Source organism: Granulicatella sp. 20925_1_28, assembly GCF_041433575.1.
Lineage (GTDB): Bacteria > Bacillota > Bacilli > Lactobacillales > Aerococcaceae > Granulicatella.
The window spans coordinates 55,831-74,951 of the sequence record NZ_JAPWBS010000006.1 but is presented as its reverse complement, the minus strand read 5'-3'; the positions used below and the strand labels follow the sequence as shown (position 1 = coordinate 74,951).

The 19,121-nt window shown below is 42.7% G+C and carries 16 protein-coding genes; 5 read left to right on the top strand and 11 right to left on the bottom strand.

Features of this window, described 5'->3' with window-relative positions; translation table 11 throughout:
• Positions 1 to 89: 89 nt before the first annotated feature.
• The 4 genes from O3793_RS04750 to coaA form a co-directional block, all read right to left on the bottom strand.
• Positions 90 to 2,894 (bottom strand): DNA methyltransferase, encoded by a 2,805-nt coding sequence (locus O3793_RS04750; protein WP_371446039.1) that lies wholly within the window; start codon positions 2,892 to 2,894, stop codon positions 90 to 92.
• Positions 2,895 to 3,089: 195 nt separating this feature from the next.
• On the bottom strand, positions 3,090 to 3,953 hold the full coding sequence (locus O3793_RS04745) for an MBL fold metallo-hydrolase (RefSeq protein WP_371446037.1): 864 nt from the start codon (positions 3,951 to 3,953) through the stop codon (positions 3,090 to 3,092).
• Between the two features lie 39 nt (positions 3,954 to 3,992).
• Positions 3,993 to 4,496, bottom strand: a complete 504-nt coding sequence (locus O3793_RS04740; protein ID WP_371446036.1) for an isoprenylcysteine carboxylmethyltransferase family protein — start codon at positions 4,494 to 4,496, stop codon at positions 3,993 to 3,995.
• 419 nt (positions 4,497 to 4,915) lie between these two features.
• A complete protein-coding gene (coaA, locus tag O3793_RS04735; RefSeq protein ID WP_371446035.1) occupies positions 4,916 to 5,839 on the bottom strand; it encodes a type I pantothenate kinase in 924 nt (307 codons plus the stop codon).
• 170 nt (positions 5,840 to 6,009) lie between these two features.
• On the opposite strand from coaA, the gene mvk reads away from it, so the two are divergent.
• The 4 genes from mvk to fni are packed head-to-tail and all read left to right on the top strand — an operon-like array spanning position 6,010 to position 10,164.
• Positions 6,010 to 6,984, top strand: coding sequence for a mevalonate kinase (gene mvk / locus O3793_RS04730; protein ID WP_371446033.1), 975 nt, complete (start codon positions 6,010 to 6,012; stop codon positions 6,982 to 6,984).
• Complete coding sequence (mvaD, locus tag O3793_RS04725) at positions 6,981 to 8,003, top strand: diphosphomevalonate decarboxylase (protein WP_371446031.1); 1,023 nt, start codon at positions 6,981 to 6,983, stop codon at positions 8,001 to 8,003. The genes mvk and mvaD overlap by 4 nt, the downstream gene beginning before the upstream one ends.
• Positions 7,981 to 9,090 carry a phosphomevalonate kinase gene (locus O3793_RS04720; RefSeq protein WP_371446029.1) on the top strand — a complete coding sequence of 370 codons (1,110 nt, stop codon included), beginning with the start codon at positions 7,981 to 7,983 and terminating at the stop codon, positions 9,088 to 9,090. Before mvaD ends, O3793_RS04720 begins: the two co-directional genes overlap by 23 nt.
• Before the next feature lie 9 nt (positions 9,091 to 9,099).
• On the top strand, positions 9,100 to 10,164 hold the full coding sequence (gene fni / locus O3793_RS04715) for a type 2 isopentenyl-diphosphate Delta-isomerase (protein WP_371446027.1): 1,065 nt from the start codon (positions 9,100 to 9,102) through the stop codon (positions 10,162 to 10,164).
• Positions 10,165 to 10,206: 42 nt separating this feature from the next.
• Here fni and O3793_RS04710 read toward each other — a convergent pair whose 3' ends face one another.
• From O3793_RS04710 to O3793_RS04680, 7 genes are all read right to left on the bottom strand, one after another.
• On the bottom strand, positions 10,207 to 10,398 hold the full coding sequence (locus tag O3793_RS04710) for a pyrimidine-nucleoside phosphorylase (RefSeq protein ID WP_371446025.1): 192 nt from the start codon (positions 10,396 to 10,398) through the stop codon (positions 10,207 to 10,209).
• Positions 10,399 to 10,410: 12 nt separating this feature from the next.
• A complete protein-coding gene (locus O3793_RS04705) occupies positions 10,411 to 11,397 on the bottom strand; it encodes a YeiH family protein (RefSeq protein WP_285251933.1) in 987 nt (328 codons plus the stop codon).
• 180 nt (positions 11,398 to 11,577) lie between these two features.
• Positions 11,578 to 12,246 carry a ribose-5-phosphate isomerase RpiA gene (rpiA, locus tag O3793_RS04700; protein ID WP_048783754.1) on the bottom strand — a complete coding sequence of 223 codons (669 nt, stop codon included), beginning with the start codon at positions 12,244 to 12,246 and terminating at the stop codon, positions 11,578 to 11,580.
• A gap of 78 nt (positions 12,247 to 12,324) precedes the next feature.
• The gene (gene uvrA, locus O3793_RS04695; protein WP_371446022.1) at positions 12,325 to 15,168 is read right to left on the bottom strand and encodes an excinuclease ABC subunit UvrA; all 2,844 of its coding nucleotides are present in this window, start codon (positions 15,166 to 15,168) and stop codon (positions 12,325 to 12,327) included.
• A gap of 65 nt (positions 15,169 to 15,233) precedes the next feature.
• On the bottom strand, positions 15,234 to 15,998 hold the full coding sequence (locus tag O3793_RS04690) for an exodeoxyribonuclease III (protein ID WP_371446020.1): 765 nt from the start codon (positions 15,996 to 15,998) through the stop codon (positions 15,234 to 15,236).
• A 95-nt stretch (positions 15,999 to 16,093) separates the two neighbouring features.
• On the bottom strand, positions 16,094 to 17,302 hold the full coding sequence (locus O3793_RS04685) for a sensor histidine kinase (protein ID WP_371446019.1): 1,209 nt from the start codon (positions 17,300 to 17,302) through the stop codon (positions 16,094 to 16,096).
• Positions 17,289 to 17,981, bottom strand: coding sequence for a response regulator transcription factor (locus O3793_RS04680; RefSeq protein ID WP_371446017.1), 693 nt, complete (start codon positions 17,979 to 17,981; stop codon positions 17,289 to 17,291). The genes O3793_RS04685 and O3793_RS04680 overlap by 14 nt, the downstream gene beginning before the upstream one ends.
• A 189-nt stretch (positions 17,982 to 18,170) precedes the next feature.
• Here O3793_RS04680 and O3793_RS04675 point away from each other — a divergent pair, with 189 nt between their 5' ends.
• Complete coding sequence (locus O3793_RS04675) at positions 18,171 to 18,995, top strand: biotin/lipoate A/B protein ligase family protein (RefSeq protein WP_371446015.1); 825 nt, start codon at positions 18,171 to 18,173, stop codon at positions 18,993 to 18,995.
• Positions 18,996 to 19,121 lie beyond the last annotated feature (126 nt).

The following is a 19,121-nucleotide window of genomic DNA, read 5'->3' as shown; positions in this document are numbered from 1 at the left end:
TTAATTTTTTAAAATGTAGCATATATGCTACTTTTTGCTTTTTAACAAAAAAACTAGCCAATAGATATACTACTGGCTAGTATTAAAATTTATTTTTTTGAAGTCAACTCTTCATACATCTCAAATAGTTTAGATATTGTCTCCGTTTCACTCATTAATTTGTCTTTCCCATTTACCTTTTTTATCATTCCATATGCCTTCATGACAGCAATGTCATTGGCTTGGTGTGCTTTACGTAATTCAACTGGTATTATTACATCATTATACAAATCAGCTAAAGAAGATTCTGATTCTAACGCCCTAGCATCTAATATCCCCTGGGCCGTTTTGGAAATATATTCTTTTTGCTCTTCGGTAATTTTCGGCCATGGAAATGTATTATAGACTATTGTACTTGAATACCTATAATCCGATTTGAGCCTTCCTGCGACTGTTCTCATCCATGCCATATGAACATTAGAAGTAATCACACCAAATTCATAAAGCGTTGCATTAGGAATAATTTGTGTTGCATCAGTAGCAATAACTTCGGGATCTATGTATCCAATTGGAACATATCTTCTATTTTCGGAAGAAACACGTGGAACAATTAGATACGGTTTATTGGGCTGTGCATTTTGTTTGAATTCCGTAGGTCGATCAGCAAATTTTCTAGTTGATTCTGCCTTACTAGCCAATCTAAATTCTCTAACTTTTTTCACTCTTTCATAAATCATAGGGCTACTTTTCAATTCCGAAGGTGTTATTCCCACAAGCCACAAGCAATATCTTTCAACATTATTTATATATTCCTGTGCACCTAACACTTTACGAATGTATTTCTCTGATTGCGGTTCTTTTCTTACTATTACTTGTTTTTCTTCTGGCGTTAGGAAAAAATAACCTCCGTCAGTTGGCTTGCTTCCAAAATACATTGGAGAGACTGGGCAAATTGGAGTTTTAACTGATTCCACAAATATCGTTTTGCCAGATAATAAATAAGGATTAATATTATCAACTAAATCTAGTTTATCTGTACTACTAAATAATTGTTTTTTTTCATTATTATGATTTGTGCTGAATCCAACAATTACACAATGAACAGCCGCTTTGTCTTTCGCTTCACTACCCCATTTAAAAGTTTGATAAGCAAAATCAATATTGACTCCAAACCTCTTATACAAAGGTTGCCAAACCCCTACCACTTGCTCTCCTTGACAAATTGAGTTTGTTGATACAAAAGCAACTTTTATATTTGTATTACTTATTAGACTAGCTGCTTTGAAATACCATCCAGCTACATAATCGATTTTTCCTGCTAAATTATACTCTTTTCCATTCTCATCAACATAAATTGATCTTATTTCTTTCTTTTGTTGTTCATTTTGAATTGAATGCCCCACAAATGGCGGATTACCAATAATATAACTCAATTTTTCTTTTGGAACAATTTCCTCCCAATTAAGTTTTAATGCATTTCCTTCCACAATATTGCTATAGGATTTGATTGGAAGAAATTGCATATTCGAATATGCAATACTCAACGTCTCTTCAAGCATTTGACTCTCTGCAATCCACAATGCAGCATTCGCTACAGATACCGCAAAATCATTAATCTCAATTCCGTATAACTGACTGATTTTAACTTTTACTAAATCATACCCAACATCAAGAAGTACTGTATCCCCTACATACAATTTAATAGCTTCATTTTCCAATCGTCTTAGCGACAAATAGGTTTCAGTTAAGAAGTTCCCAGAACCACAAGCTGGATCAAAGAATACCAATCGAGAAAGTTTTTCTTGGAATTGTTGAGCACGTTTCTTTAAGGTAGCTGGTTGTTTAATTTGTCTGATTTCATTTAATTCCTCTTTCAATGCATCTAAGAACAACGGATCAATCACTTTATGGATATTCTCAATTGATGTATAGTGCATTCCACCGCTACGTCGAGTTTCCGGATTCAATGTAGATTCGAATACCGCTCCAAAAATTGTAGGACTAATTTCTGACCAGTCAAAGCTTGAAGATGCATGCTCTAAGATGGATTCGCGTAGTTCATCAGTAAACTGTGGAACTTCAAGATTATTTTCAGCAAACATCCCTCCATTAACATACGGAAATGCAGATAATTCATCATCTAGATAAGGGTCACGTTCATCGATTGGTGTATTTAACACATTAAATAAATCCAGCAATCCACGTCTGAAATCACAACTCGAGAAGCGTGATAAATAATCGTGGAACATAGTCTTCTTGCCAAACATCCCCGCATCTTCTGCATAGAAGCAGAAAACAAGACGAACGATTAGTTGATTCATCGCATGGAGACTTTCTGGATTATCTGGATGTTTGTACTGTTTTAGTAGTGCTGAATAAATTTCTCTAACAATCTCTCCGGCTTCCATCGAAATGGCCATTTCACGTTCAAGATGCTCATCGCTTGTACCGACTATAAATTCAAGTCGATAGGCTTCTTTCTCTAAATCCTCTAGTCGGATCACGGTTGGTTCGCCATGAGGTTTTTCCATATCATAGACATAAAACTCTTTGAAATTACATGTAATAATCCAACGTGGTTGTTTTGAATAAGGTAAATTTGCCGAATAACGTTTTGCCTGTTGAAAAGGCGTTAAAAACGAACCGTCTGATTGCTTAATCGCCTTCGAAAGATCCTTATTCGCTCCCTTTTGTTCAATTAGAACTTTGGTAGCATCTATATAACCATCCATAAAACTTGTATGGTCCATCATTACAGTATCTTCAAACTTAATATATTCAGAAGGTTTTTCAATTCCATATACTGATTGCAATAAATCTAACCAGAATGATTGTGTATCTTGTCGTTCGTTTCCTCTATCTTTCCATCTTTCAATGAATGCCTTTGCTTGTTTTTGTTGCTCCTTTAAATTCATTTATCCTACCCCTAATCATTTTTTGAGTTCATTGCCATTATACCAAATACTCATCCTTGAAACCTTACTTTTTTCAATTTAATTTTGATAATTATAAAAGATTTTATTCGGATATCTTCTAATATTTTCAGATTTTCTTACGATGTAACAAAAAACTAGCCAATAGACATGCTACTGGCTAGAGTTTGTATTCATTTAACATTTTTCAAGAATTACCGTTCTTGCTTTTTCCTCGGTATCGTCACTTTCATCGAACCCATCATACGGAGCTTTCGGGTCTTGCACTTTCGGTTTACGCTTCAAGGCATTGCAGATTTCATCCACATGGCGAAAAGCAAACTCAAAGTCATCTGTCCATCCGGTATGACCTGTAATGATTTTTAGCGAAAGATTTCTCTTCTTGAGCTTTTCTTCTAGTCGTTTCAACGATACACTTTGTAATTTTCTATCTTCTGCGAGCGTGTTTAAAAACGCATAACCACCGTCCGCACCAAACCAAATCGTGTCTCCAGTAAACAAATACGCATCATCGATTAAATACACTAAATGTCCCCACGTATGACCAGGCACAAGGAAGGCTTCGATTTTAATATCGTGAATATAGAAAATCTCCCCATCTTCTATCAATGTTTTGTCATTTTCGATATGCACTTGCGGAAGTTTATAGAGCCCCCAGTATACTTTTCGCCGAACTCGGCCTTCCAAGTAGTCATTCTCGACACGACCCACATAGATTTTTGCATTTTTAAATAACCCCTGGCCATCGACTTCTATCGCTCCAACGTGGTCCGTATCTTGGTGCGTAATGAGAATCTCGTTGATACTTTCTGGACGAATATCTAGCCACCGCATTTTTTCGGAAAGCCTGTCATAGTTATACCCTGCATCAATCATAATCGTATAACCGTCTTTGGTGTAAAAGTAAATGTTGGCCACATATTCCCGGATACAACTTACTCTTTCGTCAATATGGCCCGTGTTTAGTGGTTTGAAAATTTCTTTTCCTCTAAACATAAACGACATGAACTTTTGTTGCTTTAAAGAATCTTTTTTCGCCATCGCTCTCACCTTGATTCTTTTGTCTTGGCGATTCTAAAATCAAATTTTCTTGAGCGGAATCCATCGATTTACTCTCGCGCAATAGTCCTTATAGGCTTCTCCGTGCAGTTCGTATAGCCATTTTTCCTCGGTATTTCGAATCACAACGGTTAATATCACCCACTGAATTGGAATCAGAAGCAATAGCCAAACATTATGCACGCAGAGGATAGCTCCAATACCACAGATCCACCACGAAAAGTAAATCGGATTGCGTGTGCGCGCGTAAATTCCAGTCGTTTTGAGTTCATTGCTTTGGAAGCTCGTGCTAACACCTGATTTCACCCCGCTGAGCCACTGAATTCTCGCTGCAACGAGCATTAAGAGAATGCCTATCAGGTAAAACAAATCTTTGAACCCACCCTTCAGTAGTCCACTCTGGAGCACTGACTGACTCAGCAGGTAACCAGTCAAATTCATCGCAAGTATAATCGCCCAGAGATACGGCCCAACTCCATCAGTCGGTATTTTTTGACGTTTATCTTGATCACTTTTTAAGTACATGTTCTCACCTCATTGTTAAAGAAACCATACTACAAGCTACAATTTTTCACCTACATTTTACCACTACTATTCCGCGTTTTAAACAGAATTTTTAAGGATTAGAAAATAAATTTTCAGCACTAACTCCAGATGTATTCTTTCTTACGATTCCCCGTACTCTTACTAAGAATCCCGTACCGCTTCACCTACACAAACAGGCCACACACAATGTTGTGCAAAAAAATAAATCGATTACGAAAAACCGAGCGGATTTTATAATCGCAGTAATGGGGGATAGCAACCAATGTGAATTACTGACTCTAGGGTGAAACCCGTAGAGTCAGTTTGAAGCTTGGTAGAGATTGAGACGAAGGCTCAATCCGGTGCCCCATTACAGTGATTATAAAAAAATCCGCAAGGATTTTAAGTAATCGATATACCTAATATTTCTTTATTTGCACGTAATCAATATGATGTCCAACTGTTTTATGTAGGATGAAGTCGGCGCGGGTTTTCGTTGGTAAGATGTACTCCTTAAGGTTCTTCAGGTTAGTCTTCTGCCACACATCTTTCGCCATCGCAATCGCGTCCGCACGATCCCCAATCGCATATTGATAGTAATAGTTATCCGGCTGTGATTTCGCACGGTCCATCAACAATTCGAAACGCTCTAAGTACCATTGCTCAATCAGCGTTGCATCGGCATCTACGAAAATCGACCAGTCGAAGAAATCACTCACGTAAATTTCACGATTTGGCGGTAGTTGCAACACATTAATCCCCTCAACAATCAAGATGTCAGGCGACTCAATCGTCTGCACTTCCCCTGGCACAATATCGTAAATCTCATGCGAATAAACTGGCGCATCCACGCTTGGATTTCCCGTCTTCACTTCGAGTAGGAAATGAACGAGAGCTTCCATGTCGTAACTTTCCGGGAACCCTTTGCGATCCAAGATTCCGCGGTTAATCAGCTCTTGCGTCGGTAATAAGAATCCGTCCGTTGTCATTAGGAACACGCGCTTATCCGGGTAGCGTTGTTGCAGCATCGTTTGCATCAAACGGGCTGTCGTACTCTTCCCAACGGCCACACTCCCAGAAACCCCGATAATAAACGGTACTGTTTTCTTCGTTTGATGAAGAAATTGCTGTTCCTCCGTACGTAATTCAATATGTTTTTTAAAGTATAAATCGAAATAATCGAGCATTGGCACATACACTTCTTGCACGTCCTGTAGGGAAATGCGGTCATTTAATGAGGTTAAGTGCGCAAGTTCTTCTCTCGTCATTGTGAATGGATGGGCGCCTTCGTACTGGCTCCACTCTTCTCGTTTAATTTGATAATACGTCTCGTTTTCTTTCAACGGATTCGTCTCCTTCAGCTACTGAGTCCTATCCTTGAATTGTACCACATGTTGAACACGGTTTCTATTTTTCATTATCTTAAGTTTTTCCCATGAAATCGCCGTGTTTGTTTACGTAAGGGCGTGGATTTAGTAGAATGAAAAGTGAAACTAAGGAAAGGATTTGTCGTATGAAACCACAAACAGGAACAGGCCTGGCAAATGGAAAGATTATTCTTGCCGGTGAACATGCCGTTGTGTACCACGAACCAGCGATTGCACTGCCAATTGACGCGGTTTACGTGAAGGCGGATATCGTCTCTGCACAAATAGGCCAAACGATTCAATGTGAACTTTATACAGGTGACGTAAACGAGATGCCAACTTCAATGGCAGGACTACAATTTGCGATTTGCGAAGCGTTCAAACGTGCTTCTGCAAAAGAAGTGACGGCTCATACTTTTACGCTCTCGATTGAGTCAACGATTCCTGCAGAACGTGGAATGGGCTCCAGCGCTGCAGTCAGCGTTGCAGTGGTGCGTGCCATTTTTGATTTCTTGGATGCGACACTTCCTGAAGAAACCTTATGGGACATCGTTCAAGGCGCAGAAACCATTTCGCATGGAAATCCGAGCGGCATCGATACGGCGACAACGAGTGGGACGCGTCCTGTATTTTTCAAAAAAGAACAAGAACTACAAACGCTCCATCTCGATATGCCAGCGTACCTCGTGATTGCCGATTCGGGTGTTACTGGAAATACAAAGCAAGCGGTGCAACATGTAAGCACCCTGCAAGAACGCATCATCGACCCTACTACACAGGAAACAGGTTCGGATGCGGTCCAATCGATTGGCGCTATCGTGAATGAAACGAAAGAGGCCATCAAAGAACAAAACCCTCAAAAACTAGGGCAACTGATGAGTGAAAATCATGAGCGCCTCCAACAACTCGGCGTGTCGCATGACGTCATCGATACACTCGTCGATACGGCCCATCAAAACAACGCGCTTGGAGCAAAAGTCACAGGTGGTGGCCTTGGCGGATGCATGATTGCCCTCGTTGAAACCGAGGAAGCCGCCCTTCATTTACAAGAACAATTCATGAAACAAGGAGCGCAGGCGGTCTGGATTCAATCGCTGGCGAAAAAGGAGAATACCAAATGACATCGAACATTGGAATCACGCGTGCGCATACGAATATCGCACTGATTAAATATTGGGGCAAGGAAAATAAGGAGCTCTTCATTCCGATGAATAGCAGCCTTTCTTTGACCCTCGAAGCCTTTTATACCGATACAAAAGTTGAACTCACAGACGCCTTAACTGAAGACGAGTTCTATCTTAATGGCGCCAAACAAGACGAAGCGGCAACGGCTAAAATTACGCGCTTTTTGGACTTGTTCCGCGCTGAAACAGGAGATACGCGTCGTGCTCGTGTCGAGAGCCTAAACTTCGTACCGACAGCTGCAGGCCTTGCGAGCTCTGCTTCCGCCTTTGCGGCACTGGCAGGTGCGATGAACAAGGCGACAGGCCTAAATATGCCTGCTCAAAAACTATCGACTTACGCGCGTCGTGGAAGCGGCAGTGCTACTCGTAGTCTCTTTGGCGGATTTGTTGAATGGAATAAGGGAGACTCCAACGAGAACAGTATGGCGATTCCTGTCGACAATGCGAACTTTGACATCGGGATGATTATTATCGTCGTGAGCGCAGCCGAGAAGAAAATTTCGAGTCGCGCCGGCATGGAACTGACCGTTTCTACTTCTCCGTTTTACGAAAGTTGGGTCACTTCAGCGGCGACCGATTTAACCGACATCAAAGAGGCCATCAAGGACCGCGACATTCATCGTATCGGCTCTATTGCGGAATTTAACGGCATGAAAATGCACGCTACGATGCTAGCAAGTAACCCTCCATTCTGTTATTTTGAACCGGAGAGTATTATCGCCCAACAAACGATTCGCACGATTCGAGAAGAACGAGGCATTCCAGCCTACTTCACGATGGATGCTGGGCCAAACGTCAAAGTCATCTGCAAGGCGAGTGATATTCCAGCGATTATGGAAGAGCTTGGCAAAGTATTCCCGAGTGAAAAACTCATCCCTACGCTCCCAGGGGAAGGCATTCGCACGTTGACCGAAGACGAATGGAACGCTTCTCGTGCGTCTTTCGAAGGGAAGTGAGCGCGTGACGATTACTTCAAAAGCTCCCGGTAAACTCTTTATTGCCGGAGAATATGCAGTTGTCGAACCAGGTCACGACGCTATTGTTGCATCCGTGTCTCGCTACTTGACCGTCACAATCGACGAAGCTACTAGTGTAGGAACCTTAACCTCTACGCAAAATCCAGACGTCGTTGTGGAATGGATTCGTAAAGGAGAATTGTTCCATGCAAAGGAAGACCATCCCTACAAATTGGTCGAAGAAGCGATTTTTGTCGCAGAACAGTATGTACGCGAATCCGGCAAAAAAACATTTGCCCTCTACTCACTTTCGATTACAAGTGAACTTGATGACGCTAAGCGTGGTATTAAATACGGACTTGGTTCCAGTGGTGCCGTTGTAGTCGCAACGATTCAAGCCGTTCTTGATTTCTACAAGACTCCACGCACATCTCTACTCGTCTATAAGCTGAGTGTGTTAACGAATCTCCGCTTATCCCAACGTGGATCCTTTGGAGATATCGCCGCCTCTTCTTTTGGAGGAATGGTGTATTACACAAGCCCGGACCGAGGCGAATTACTCGAACAATTACAAAGCCAAACAATCAAAGGAATTTGCGATTCCGACTGGAAAGACCTCACGATTGAGCGCCTTCCAGAAATCCCAAACTTCACCCTATTAGTGGGATGGACGGGACAAGTCGCTATCACGGATTCACTCATTCAAGCCACTGAGAAGAAACGCAAAGTGGCAACCGATAGTGAATTTTACAAAGAATTTCTCAAAAAGAGTCACGCCATCGTTCAAGGCCTACAAAACGCTTGGAACAATCAAGACATTCCAGCCTTGCAAGATGGCATCCGTGCTAACCGTGCACTCTTAAATGAATTTGCCAGAGAAATGCAGCTAGAAATCGAAACACCCGCACTACAAACGCTGTGCGACCTTGCAGAACAAGTCGGTGCCTGCGCAAAAACATCCGGCGCTGGTGGCGGTGACTGCGGCATTTGCTTTACACAAAACGAACAACAACGACAACAAATTGAAACGCAATGGGCCAAGGCTCAAATTCAAGTGCTTCCGATTACTATCGCAGAAGCCTGGTAAAGGAGATTAATGATGGATTTATTTCAACAACAAATGAATCGAAAGGACGAGCATGTGGGGCATGCGAACCAGCAATACCGTGCAACGAGCGCTCCCGAGTTTGTGGAAACGCGCTTCGTGCATCATCCCTTCACAACCGTGGATGTGGCTGATGTAACATTGCAGACAAATCTCGCTGGGCTCACCTTCGATGTTCCCTTTTTCATCAACGCCATCACGGGTGGTAGCCCACTCACGACTGCGTTAAACCAGCGCTTAGCCATCTTGGCACGTGAAACAGGCATGGCAATGGCGACAGGTTCGATGAGTATTGCGATGAAATTTCCTGAAAGTGCACAAAGCTTCAAGGTCATTCGTCAGGAAAATCCAAATGGAATCCTGTTCGCGAACCTTGGTGCGCATTACGATGCTGAGGCTGCTAAACGCGCTGTCGAACTCATCGAAGCAAACGCGATTCAAATTCACGTCAACCGTGCACAAGAACTCGTCATGCCAGAGGGAGACCGCGTCTTTAGCAACTGGCTTAAAAACATCGAAGATATCGTCAAAGCGAGTGCCGTCCCCGTTATCGTAAAAGAAGTCGGATTCGGATTTAGCCGTGAAGCCATCGCGCAACTAGAGAGTATCGGAGTTGCTGCTATCGACATTAGCGGTACTGGCGGTACGAATTTCGCCAAAATCGAAAACGGCCGACGCAAGGAAGACAAACTCGATTTCCTAGAAGACTGGGGACAAACGACCTTGACGTCGCTCATGGAAGCCCAAGGAAGCCGCACCCCAATCATCGCTTCCGGCGGTGTGAAGATGCCACTCGACATGGCCAAATGCTTCGCTCTAGGAGCCAGCCTTGTCGGATTGTCTGGTGAAATGTTGCATCTCGTACGTAAAGACGACTCCCTTCCAGACGCCATCCATACGGTTCAAACATGGAAAGAGCAACTGACAACGATCTTAACACTTGTCGGTGCAGATAGTATTTCTAGTCTCCAACAAGCCCCTATCGTGGTCGCACCAAGCCTCCAAAACTGGTGTGATGCCCGCGGGATTGATTGGAAACATCTTGCACAACGTTAAAAGCAAAAAGAGCTTAGGCAATGCCTAAGCTCTTTTCTATTTCTATGGGAAAAATAAGTAATGGATAATGCGCAGTACGTAGAAGAAAATCCCCACGATGAGTAAAATAACCATCACGACATGCACATACGGCCCTACTGGTGTATTCACGAAGTCTTGTAGCGCTGGAATTTTCGTATATAAGATAAAGTACAAGGCACTAATCCAAAACCCGAGTCCCAATAATCTTTTCATACGGCGTCCTTTCTATAAAACGAAGTACTGCATGATTAAGCTAGTGACAGTCACCATAAACCAAGTAGCTAAACCGGTTAAGATTGGTTTTGCCCCTGCTTCTTTGAATTGTTGGAAGGATACTTGCATACCGATACCTGCTAATGCCATCGCCATCAACCAGTTAGACGCTAATTTTGCATACGGTACAAGGAAATTTGGGAATAGGCCCACACTTGTAATGATGGAAGCGACCATGAACCAAATGATAAACATTGGCACGATATTCTTCCATTGAACGCTTTGTCCTTCTTGTTTCATGCGACGTGCTTCGACAAATGATAATACGAGGCAGGCTGGAACAATCATCAACGCACGAGTAAGTTTCACGATTGTCGCGATTTCTAACGCTTCTGCACTGTAACTTGCGCCAGCTGCGACCACGCTTGATGTATCGTTAATCGCTGTCCCTGCGAAAAGTCCGAATTGCGACGCGTCCATGCCCATCATATGTCCTAAGAATGGGAAGAGAAATACCGCGATGACGTTGAATAGGAATATGGTTGAAATTGACAACGCGACTTCATCATCTTCTGCTCTAATAATCGGTGAAGCTGCCGCAATCGCAGATCCCCCGCAAATCGCAGTCCCGAAACCAACAAGAATCTTCAGTGGACGAGACAATTTGAAGAAATTTCCTACAAGTAGCGCTGTTAGAAACGCAATCGAGATGGTCACAATCGTCACTGGGAACGATGATGCACCTGTTTGGCTCACCTGCGCAAACGACATTGTAAATCCTAGTGCGATAATGGAGTAATGTAATAATTTTTTCGCTGAATAATTGATCCCCGGTCTAAAATCACTTGGAATTTTCCAAAATTGGTTCAAGACCATCCCTAAAATAATAGCAAATACCGCACTCCCAATGACTGGGAATAGCTTATCGAGCATCACTGAGACAACCGCTATAGCAAATGTACACAACAATCCTTTTCTTTTTTCCATGAATGATGACATTTTATCAGATCCTTTCAATACTAAATCTTTACTAGTATAGCACACTCCGCCTTGATATTCGAACACAAATTGAAAAAGTGCATCATCCTTTAAAATTAACCGTGTGCAATTCGACACGGTTTACTCCAATCAAAAACCGCTTAGAATCGCGCATCCATGCTGACTCTAAGCGGTTATTTTTTAGAATTGTTTTACGACAACCCCATCAGGAGTTCCTACAAGCACGATATCCGTCATGTTTGTGAAGAGACCTTGCTCTACCACGCCTGTCATGCCTTTGATTTTTTCTCCAAATGCGATTGGGTCTTTAATTGGATAAACATCCAAGTCGATAATGTAGTTTTTGCTATCGGTTAAGTAGCGTTCTCCGTCACGTTCACGGAATGTTGGTTTGTATCCTAAAGCTTCAAAACGTTTAAATAATTGTTCTGATCCATACGGCACCACTTCCACTGGTAATGGGAAACGACCTAAGTAGTCGACCATTTTTGATTCGTCTACAATCCAGATAACACTTTTTGATTGTTCGGCAACGATTTTTTCGAATAATAACGCACCGCCGCCCCCTTTGATTCCTGAAAAATCTGGAGCGATTTCGTCTGCGCCGTCAATCGTTACGTCGATATAATCCACTTCATCCACGCTCTTCAACGGAATTCCTAGCGCTTCTGCTTGTTTCTTCGTTGCTAAAGAAGTCGTTACTCCCACGATTTCAAGACCTTCTTCTTTCACGCGGCGACCGATTTCTTCTACAAAATAGTAGGCTGTCGAACCCGTTCCTAAACCAACCGTCATTCCACTTTCTACATATTCTGCGGCTTTCTTGCCGACTAATTCTTTCATGTTCATTCAAGTTTCCCCCTGAGAAATTATCTATGTAGAGTATAGCATAACTGGCTTCTTCAAACTATCTCTTCTCGTAAATTTCTACTTCTTTTTATGCGATGCGGCTGCTTCTAAGGCGCGTTTTAAATAACGACCCGTATGGCTATTTTTATCCTTCGCCACTTCTTCAGGCGTCCCTGTCGCAATCACAAGTCCACCACCGCTACCGCCTTCTGGTCCCATATCAATGATATAGTCAGCGGTCTTAATCACATCTAAGTTATGCTCGATGACAAGCACAGTATTGCCCGCTTCGACTAAACGATTCAACACTTCAAGTAGACGTGCGATATCGTCCGTATGCAGACCAGTTGTTGGTTCATCAAGCACATAGAAGGTATTGCCTGTTGAGACACGTTGGAGTTCGCTGGCCAACTTCATCCGTTGCGCTTCCCCTCCAGAGAGCGTTGTGGCAGATTGGCCAAGGGTGACGTAGCCGAGTCCGACATCCTTAATTGTTTGTAATTTACGTTTGATTTTTGGTACGGCTTGGAAAAATTCCACCGCTTCTTCGACCGTCAATTCAAGAATATCCGCGATACTCTTTCCTTTGTATTTCACTTCGAGCGTTTCAGAGTTATAACGCGTTCCGTGGCAGACTTCACACGGCACATACACGTCTGGCAGGAAGTGCATCTCGATTTTCAGAATCCCGTCCCCTTTACAAGACTCGCATCGTCCACCCTTCACGTTGAAACTGAAGCGGCCTTTCTTATATCCGCGGATTTTTGCTTCGTTTGTAGTCGCAAATAAATCACGAATATCATCAAATACACCCGTATACGTCGCAGGATTGCTTCGTGGGGTTCTTCCGATTGGGCTTTGGTCGATATCGATAATCTTATCGAGGCTCTCAAATCCAGAAATGCTCTTGAACTTCCCTGGTTTTTCCTTCGTACGGGTAATCTCACGCGCTAAGGCTTTCTTCAATACGCTGTTGACAAGCGAGCTCTTACCAGAACCCGATACCCCTGTCACGGCTACGAAACGTCCGAGCGGCACATCCACATCGATAGCGCGTAAGTTGTTTTCCGCAGCGCCTTCTAAATGGATCCAGCCCTTATCTTCCCTGCGGCGTTCATCTGGGACTGGAATGTATTTCTTGCCGGCTAAATATTGCCCTGTCAGTGATTTCTTATTCTTCTCCACTTCTTTTGGAGTTCCTGCAGCGATAATCTCACCACCGAATTCACCCGCACCTGGACCAATATCAATCAAGTAGTCCGCAGCACGCATCGTGTCTTCGTCATGTTCTACGACAATTAAGGTATTTCCAAGGTCACGCATGCTCTTCAATGACTCGATTAAGCGGTCATTGTCGCGTTGGTGAAGTCCAATCGACGGTTCGTCTAAAATGTAGAGGACGCCTGAAAGATTTGAACCGATTTGAGTCGCTAAACGAATTCGTTGCGCTTCTCCCCCTGACAACGTTCCAGCGGCACGGCTCAATGTTAAATATTGCAAGCCAACATTGCGTAAGAATTTCAAACGAGAGCTTACTTCTTTTAAGATTGGAGCTGCGATTTGCTCATCAGTTTCGGATAAGTTTAAGTCTTTGAAGAAATCAATCTCATCATCTACAGACAGTGCCAACACTTCACTGATGTGTTTGCCTCCGACTTTGACAGACAAGGCCTGTTCATTTAAACGGAATCCATGACACTTCTTACATTCTGATTCGTTCATATATTGGCGCATTTGTTCACGCGTAAAATCACTATTCGTTTCACGGTAACGGCGCTCTACGTTGACGGCCACTCCTTCAAAAGGAATTTCCACATCACGAACGCCACCAAATTCATTTTCATAATGGAACTTAAAGGTCGCATCTCCTGAACCGTATAACACCATATTCTTCTGCGACTGCGTCAGTTTCTCGAATGGAATATTCATTGGAATCTTGAACTGTTTACAAAATTGCTCCAGCATCGTTGGATAATAATTCGAACTAATTGGATTCCAAGGAACAAGCGCTCCTTCTTCTAGCGTTAAATTCTTATCTGGAACGATTAAATCTACGTCGACTTCGAGTTTTGATCCTAGACCATCACACTCCGGACACGCTCCAAACGGCGCATTGAACGAGAAGAGACGTGGCTCTAATTCGCCCACCGTAAATCCACAAATCGGACAAGAATGGTGTTCGCTGAAGAGATGTTCTTCCCCACCAATCACATCGACAATCGCATAGCCTTCCGCTAAACGAAGGGCCGCTTCAATCGAATCGAATAGACGAGAACGACTCTTATCATTCACTACGATACGGTCCACGACTATTTCAATATTATGCTTCTTATTCTTCTCGAGATTGAATTCTTCAGTAACTTCATGCATCTCGCCATCCACGCGCACACGCACATATCCGTCTTTTTGAATCTTCTCGAAGACTTTCTTATGCTCGCCTTTCTTCTGAACGACAACCGGTGCTAACACTTGAATCTTTGTTTTCTCTGGCATCGCCATGACGCGGTTGACCATTTGTTCCAAGGACTGGCTTTCAATCGGCGTACCGTCATTTGGACAGATAGGTTTTCCCACACGCGCATATAGCAAACGTAGATAGTCATTAATCTCCGTTACCGTTCCGACCGTTGAACGCGGATTACGGGACGTTGTTTTTTGATCGATGGCAATCGCTGGACTCAAACCATCGATACTATCCACGTCTGGTTTGTCCATTTGCCCTAAAAATTGACGTGCGTATGCAGATAGACTCTCTACATAACGACGTTGCCCTTCTGCGTATAATGTATCAAACGCAAGCGAGCTCTTCCCTGACCCTGATAGTCCTGTAATCACGACAAACTGGTCACGAGGAATGCTTACATCAATATTTTTTAAATTATGAGATCGTGCTCCATGCACGACAATATGGTCTTTTGCCATTTCTATACCTCTTTTTTAATCGATACCTCTATTGTATCAAACTTTCTGCACGCGAACAAATGTTCTTACAGTTTCACTTCGATTTCCACTGGACAGTGGTCGCTTCCTGTGACATCGCTACGAATGTCGACTTCTTTTAGAAGCGGTGCGAGTGCTTCGGATACGACAAAATAGTCAATTCTCCATCCAATATTTCGTGCACGAGCGCCACCCATGTAGCTCCACCAGCTATACGCCCCAACTGTGTCAGGATGTAAGTAGCGGAACGCATCCACTAAGCCGTTTGCGACAACTTGGTCGAATTTCGCACGTTCTTCTTTAGTGAATCCGGCGTTATTCACATTTGTCTTTGGATTTGCTAAGTCGATTTCCTTATGCGCCACGTTCAAGTCGCCACAGAAAATCACTGGTTTTGTCTCTTCTAGCTTCTTGATGTATGCAAGAAAATCATCTTCCCACACTTGACGGTACGCTAGACGCGATAAGTCGCGTTTTGCATTTGGCGTATAGACCGTTACTAAGTAAAATTTCTCGAATTCGGCTGTAATCACACGTCCCTCTTGGTCATGTTCTTCGATGCCGATGCCGTATGTTACCGATAGTGGTTTTACTTTGGTGAAGATGGCCGTTCCAGAATAGCCTTTTTTCACAGCTGAGTTGAAATACACATCATACTCGCTAAACTCCATGCCAAGTTCCACTTGTTCTTGTTGCGCCTTTGTTTCTTGTAGGCATAAAATATCTGGATTACTTTCTAATACGTACTCTTGTAGAGCACCTTTATTTAATACAGAACGAATTCCGTTCACATTCCACGTTGCTAATTTCATTGTTTTCCCTCCATTACGTCCCTTCCATAGTATCAACTCTAGGGCCTTTTTGCGAATAAAAATAACCAGCAGAAAGCATTTCTGCCTCCTTCTGGTTATTTGAGTTTTTCTTTAAATTGTTTCAGTGAACCTTGGTTTTCTTCTGGCAAGCAAACATAGAAGCTTGTTTGACCATTTTCAGATTCAGCATACATCATACCGCCATGTGATTTTACAATGTTCTCGGCAATCGCAAGACCAAGTCCTGTTCCGCCTGTTTCTTTAGAACGGGATGCTTCTGCGCGGTAGAAACGTGCAAAGAGTTGTTCCAACACTTCTTTCGAAATTGGATCTCCGGCGTTTCGAACGGCAATTGTCACGACTCCATCATTTCTTAATACTTCCATCGTGATGACAGAATCTTCGTGGCCGTATTTAATCGCATTCGATAAGAGATTATTAATCACGCGCACCATTTTCTCGGCATCGAGTTCAAGCACGACATCGCGGTTATTCGGCAAGACTTCAATCGCCATCTTGCGTTTTTGCGCCTCGAGTTCGAAGTCCGCTGCTACTTGCTCTAAGAAATTCACGATTGGAATATCATTAAGTCTAAGCGGTGCTCCGTTTGGACGAGTTGTCGTATATTCGAATAAGTCGTCTACGAGTAATTTCATTTGTTCCGCCTTCGAATAGGCGATTTCCGCATAACGCTTCGCATCGGCACTCTCAACATTTGGTTGATTAACAATCAATCCAAGATATCCAAGAATCGATGTCAGCGGTGTACGAATATCGTGCGATACATTGGTAATCAATTCATCCTTCGATTTCTCAATCGCACGTTCATCCTCTAGCGCATTCACGGTCGAATCGACCAAGCGGTTAATCGAGTTTACGACTTGCCCCATGTCTCCGGATAAACGGAACGGAATGCGTCGGTCATACTGTCCGTCCGCGATTAAATGCAACTCCTCCAAAATGTGGTTTAACTGCATTTGTTGGTATCTTCGCATCAAACGCCAATAAGTAAACGCCACTGCAAAAACGACGGATGTAATCGTGAAGATATTTTTGTAGAACGCAATTTGCTCGCGCTCGATATGCCATACTTCACGAGCAGAGAATTCTACAGAAATAAACCCTGGCTCATTAATGAGTTGGCTGACCATCACAAGAATTCCTAAGTATAAAAGGAATACAATACACAGCGTCACGATTCCTTCTAATACGAGTTCGCTGACTTCCTTTGGCGTGAGCGTCAAGAGTGTCGGTTCGTTTTTGACTTTTCGAAGGTGAAGAACTTTTTTATTATTTGTCTTCAATCTTGTAGCCTACTCCCCATACTGTTTCAATGACTTTTTCTCCGCCAGTCGCTTCGGCAATCTTGTCGCGAAGGTGGCTTACGTGTACCATAACTGTTTTCGTTGAAACGATACTTTCTTGTTGCCATACCGTTTCGAAGATTTCATCTGCACTAAATACACGGTTTGGATGGCTCGCAAGTAAGTATAGAATTCCGAATTCTAATACCGTTAATTGGATTTCTTTGCCATCTGTTGTTGTCACTTGGTGAGATTCTTTCTTAATCGTTAAAGGTCCAATCGTAATTTCTTCGTTAGCTGGGCCTTCTTGCGTAATCGTTGAACGGCGTAATAATGATTTCACACGCGCAATGACTTCAAGTGGGTTAAATGGTTTTGTAACGTAGTCGTCGGCACCATTTGTTAAGCCTTGGATTTTATCGATATCTGTTGATTTCGCGCTTAATAATAGAATTGGCAATTGTGCATTTTCCTTACGCACTTCATGCACCACTGAGATTCCGTCTAAGCGTGGCATCATAATGTCCAAGATAATCATATCGATATCTGGATACATTTTTAATTTTTCAAGGGCTTGTTTCCCGTCATAGGCTTTTACAATTTCATAATTTTCGTTCTTTAAGTAAATCGTCAATAATTCAACGATTTCGCGATCATCATCTACTACTAAAATTTTCATGAGTATTCCCTCTTTTCATTCTTTTTCTACTTTATCCTATTAAAAATAAACCATTTTTGCTAGTAATTTTTACGATTCTTGACTTTTACTTAATAAATTCCTAAGAAATGGCTTAAAAACGGCCTCCAACACGACCATCACGCGAAGTTTTGTTATAATAAAATACGAACAACTCTAAAGGAGAATCGTATGACTCAATCACCTATTAGGCAGCAAACCATTCAATTGGTTGCAACACAAATTTCAAAAACTGAAAAACTCGAAGAAATGCTGACGCCGTTCGCGCTCGATGAGACACTGATTCGTCATCTCACAAAAGAAGAAGACGGGCCATTCGTTCACTTCTGGGCGCTTGAAGATATCGTGATTCTTGGAATGACCGATACAAAGGTTCCTTATCTTGAACAAGGGCTAGAAAGACTGCGTGCCAACGGATTTACGCCGATTGTGCGCCAAGCAGGTGGACTGGCCGTTGTGAGTAACGAAGGTATCTTAAACATCAGCCTTCTCTTTAAAAATAAACAAATGCCAACGATTAACGAAGCCTACGAATGGATGCAACAACTTATCCAGGAGACTTTCCCAGAAGCGGAGGCGCTTGGTGGGATTCAAGCATTCGAAGTAGCAGACTCCTATTGTCCAGGAGATTATGATTTAAGCATTCAAAACCGTAAAATCGCTGGAATTGCGCAACGCCGCTTAAAAGATGTCGTGTGCGTTTCGATTTACTTAAGCGTCTATGGAGACCAAAACCGTCGTGGGCTTGTGGTTCGTGATTTCTATGATCACGCACTTCAAGGCGAAGAGACAAAATGGCATTTCCCAGAAGTCAACGCCGACAGTATGTGGAATATTAGTGACGCGCTTGGATGCGACCTTACGATTGAAGACGTGCAAGTTCGCGTCTTGCAGGCTTTAACTAAACTTGGGTGCACGCTAGAAGAAAACGAAACAGACTTTATTCACACTCCAGATTTTCAAAAAGCACTTGAACGTTTTGTGAAACGACAATAATCCATCAAAAATCGCGGTGTAAAAGCATTTTAAAAGGCTGGCCCTCTTGCTTTTCTACCGAAAATAGCATAAACTGAAAGTGCTTATGAGTATTATTCACAATCTAATCGAAAGAAGGCGTCAAAC